Below are 4,352 nucleotides of genomic sequence, written 5' to 3' on the forward strand. Positions count from 1 at the left end.
GGTGAGAGCATGTAGTGGATGTCGGCTTTGCAAGGACCGGCAGTGTTAAACCATTTGGGCATGGCAGTTTTGAGGTTTGAGTCTGTAGGGGCGGGTTTATGGGCTTGAATGTCGCTATTTATGATAACCTTTCTTCAAACCCGCCCTAACCGAGTTTTGAGCGCGTGGAGGGTTGACATCATCTGAATTATATGAATCAAGAGGCGATCGCGCTGGATATCATGTCCTGGATGGACTCAAATTAACGGGAATTTCGATAATAAATTCTGTGCCTTTGCCTAAATCAGAAACACAGCTAATTCTGCCCTGATGTTTTTCTACAATAATCTGGTGACTCACCGCTAATCCTAAACCGGTGCCACTACCGACAGGTTTGGTGGTGAAAAACGGGTCAAAGATATGCTGACGCACGTTCTCACTCATGCCAATTCCGTTATCTTGAATCCGAATAATAATGGATTGGGGGAAGTTTTGAGTGTTGAGTGTTGACCCAAGGCTAGGCTGATCTGGAACCTGGTTTGTCGGGGCGGGTTTAGGGATTTTCGTTTCGCTATTAATGATAACGTTTGTGCGAAACCTGCCCTGACTGACTTTTGAGTTAACTTCCTCATCTCTCCTACTTTCAGACGCGCCATGGCACGTCTCTACACCGCCATGGCACGTCTCTACACCGCCATGGCACGTCTCTACACGCTCCTGTGTACCTCCAGGTTCTCTATTATTAGAGACTTCAGTCGTGATCGTAATGAAACGAGGTTCCGGTTGGGAATTTAAGGCTTCAATCGCATTATCAAAGATATTAATAAATACTTGATTTAACTGACTGGCATAACAAGTCAATTGGGGAAGTTGACTATAGTGTCGAATCACTTGGATTTCTGGGCGATTGCCTTGAGCCCGGAGTCGATGCTGTAACATGAACAGGGTGTTATCAATGCCTTCATGAATATCTACGGATTTTAATTCCGCTTCATCCAACTTAGAGAAGGTTTTGAGCGATCGCACAATTTGCTCGATACGTTGAACCCCTATTTCCATGGAGTTGATCAGCTTATGCCAATCCTTAACCAGAAACTCTAAATCGATCTCCTCACTCAATTGTTCAATTGCGGCGCTGGGTTGGGGATAGGTTTGCTGATACAGGTGTAGGAGTTTTAATAGGTCTTGGAAATAATCACGAGCATAAGTAATATTGCCATAGATAAAATTGGCGGGGTTGTTGATTTCATGTGCCACTCCCCCAACCATCCGCCCTAAACTGGACATTTTCTCAGTTTGGATCAGTTGGGCTTGGGTGCGTTTCAATTCTTTCAGGGTTTCTTCTAGCGCCTTGGCTTTTTCCCGTTCGCGGGTTCCTGATGCTTGTAGTGCTAGTTCCATTTGTTTGCGATCGCTAATATCCCGATGAGTCCCCGTCATCCGCACAGGTAAACCGTTTTCATCTTCAGCGACAACTTTCCCGTAGTTGGAAATCCACTTATAGTCCCCGGATTTCGTCAGCAGCCGATAGTCTAATTTGTAAGGAATGGTGTGATCCTGTAAATGCGCCTGCAACAGTTCCATCACCCCCGGTTTATCATCGGGATGGATCAGGTTTTCCCAAGTGCTGACATGTCCTGAGAGTTGATCACACTCATAACCCAGCATATCGAACCAGTGACGGGAGAAATACACCTCTCCGGTTTGAATTGTCCAATCCCATAACCCATCTCCAGAGGCGTCTAATGCCAGTTGTAAGCGTTCTTCACTTTGGCGTAAAGCGGCTTGCGATCGCGTCCGTTCGATGGCAATTTTGGCAAGGTAGAGAATTTGATCAATTAAGTCTTGATCGAGGTGGGTTACAGTTTGCGGTTGGTCATAATATCCGGCAAATGTGCCTAAGATACTGCCATCACTGGATACAATGGGGATAGACCAACAGGCTCGCAACCCATGAGCTAAGGCTAAGTCTTTATAATCTGCCCATAACGGATCAGTAGCAATATCGGTAACAATAACCCTTTCCTGGCGATACGCCGCCGTACCACAGGAACCGACACCCTCACCAATTTCCACACCATCGATCGCTTGATTATACGCATCAGGTAAACTCGGTGCTGCACCTAAGCGCAGTTTTCCCTGTTCATCTAATAAGAGAAAGGACGATCGCAGTTGTCCAGACTGTTCCTCTAGGAACCGGGCTAATGCTTCCAGGATATCTGGGAGTGGCGCATCGGAAGCAATCTGTTCCAAGACATTATTTTGCTCCTCCAGCAGCATCTGGGCTTGCTTGCGTTCGGTAATATCCAGAACAGTTCCCATCAGTTTAATTACCTGATTTTGGGCATTCAGCACCGGTTTACCTCGACCTTCCAGATAGCGAATTTCACCATCGGGACGAATAATTCGATATTCAATGGTATAGGATTGAGGAGTCTTAATCGCGTTTTTCACCTGTTGGGTAAATAAACAGCGATCGTCGGGATGAATCAAAGTCAGATGTTGCTTATACGTGAGGGGTTTTGGGTTGGGTTCTAGCCCATAAATCCGAAAGAGTTCCGTTGACCAAATAATCTCCCCCGTTAGCCGATTAGACTCCCAACTACCAACAGATGCAATTTTCTGGGCTTCGGTGAGTCTGGCTTCAGACAGGCGCAGGTTGGCTTCGGCTGTTTTGCGATCGTTAATATCAATCGCAGCACCTAGGGTTTGTCGGGTTGTCCCGTCTGTATCCTGTTTAAACACCGTCTCTTGGGCAAATAACCAACGCCATTCCCCATTTTTGTGGCGCATCCGGTACTCTAACTCAAAGACTTCCCCCACGTTGGCATATTTGATGCGTTGTACATGATCCGAGAGGATGGCAAAATCATCGGGATGCATCAGCCGCGAGAGAACCTGGTTCCCCATCTGTTGGATTTCTTTCGGGGTGTAGCCTAAAATTTCATGGATTTCCCGGTTAGCGTAGATATTACGCCTTTCTACCCAGTCATGAATGTAGATAATATTGGGATTGGCATCATTAATTGCCTGTAGCCAACGCTGGGAGTCTTGCAGGGCTTGATCCAATTGCTGGCGTTCAATTCCCACGGCGATTTCGTTCGCAACCGAGGCGAGGGTATCCAGGGTGGTTTGACATAAGGGATGACGGGCGAACATTGCCATGACTCCCACCAGTTCATCTTCAACGATCAGGGGATAACCAGCAAAGGATACCATTCCTTCCCGTCGCGCCCAGTCTGGATCACTGATTTCCGAATCATGGAGGATATCATTGGTGAGATGGGGTTGGCGTTGGCTGGCGATGCGACCAATTTTCGACTTCCCCACGGGGACTTTAGCATGAGCGCCATTAATATGGGTGTACAATCCCGCCGAGGCTTGTAACTCCAGGATATTTTCCTTTGGGTTCAGCGTCCAAATTCGGGCAAAGGCGACATTGAGGTGTTGAACAAACGCCTGAGTACAGCGAAACAGCATCGCGGATAAATCACTTTCCTGACTCAAGGCAAATCCGATATCTGAACGCAAGGCTAAGCGTCGCGTTTGTTGAGTTAACTCCGCTTGGGCTTGTTGGCGATCGCGAATTTCTTGGTGCAACTGGGCGTTTTGGTTCTGGAGTTGCTGGGTTAACAATTTCAGATGTAGATGAATTTTAACCCGGGCTAACACTTCATCCAGTTGAATTGGTTTGCTAATATAGTCAACCGCCCCTAAGGATAATCCTTTTACTTTTGCCTGAGAATTGGACGTATCCACCGCCGCGGTCATAAAAATGACTGGGATATCTTTGGTTTTGTCCCACGCCTTCAGATGACGACAGGTTTCAAAGCCATCCATTTCTGGCATCATCACATCCAGTAAGATCAGAGCGGGATTCAGTTTCTCTAATAGTTTCAGCCCTTGCTCACCACTTTTAGCAATTCGCACCTCAAAGCCCGCGTCTCTCAAAAAATCCGAAACCAGTTTCAGATTCTCTGGCGTATCATCGATTACCAGAATTTGTGCATATCCTTGAGAATTGTGCGTCTCTCCAGAGATGTGCATCAACTCGTTTCGGGGATCTGGATTTAACTGAGAGTTTGGATAAAGTGACATCTTCGTTTAGTTTTCCCTTGCCCGATACTGCTATTCTATTCGCTGGGTACGGGATGAGGTAGATAGGGGAGTCTAGTTTTACTCAAAATTTAACTTGATCCGCATCGGTGAAACGATCTTCAGTTTCCCGATTAATCTGTCTCTGTTTTTATCTAGCTTGACGCTAGACTAAACCTAGCAAAAAGCCGATAGGGTAAAGAGGGCGGGTTTTGTCTGTTTAATTATCTCAGACTATCAATATTGCCAGATAGGGTAGGGAGGGCGGGTTTTGTTTG

Annotated in this window: 1 protein-coding gene; it reads right to left on the reverse strand. The window is 46.6% G+C overall.

Translation table 11 applies throughout. The features are described from left to right. Nucleotides 1-219: 219 nt before the first annotated feature. Nucleotides 220-4,077, reverse strand: coding sequence for a PAS domain-containing protein (locus tag ACLFWI_RS27515; RefSeq protein ID WP_446415579.1), 3,858 nt, complete (start codon nt 4,075-4,077; stop codon nt 220-222). Nucleotides 4,078-4,352 lie beyond the last annotated feature (275 nt).

Origin of the sequence: Coleofasciculus sp. (genome assembly GCF_046539235.1) — a bacterium.
Lineage (GTDB): Bacteria > Cyanobacteriota > Cyanobacteriia > Cyanobacteriales > Coleofasciculaceae > Coleofasciculus.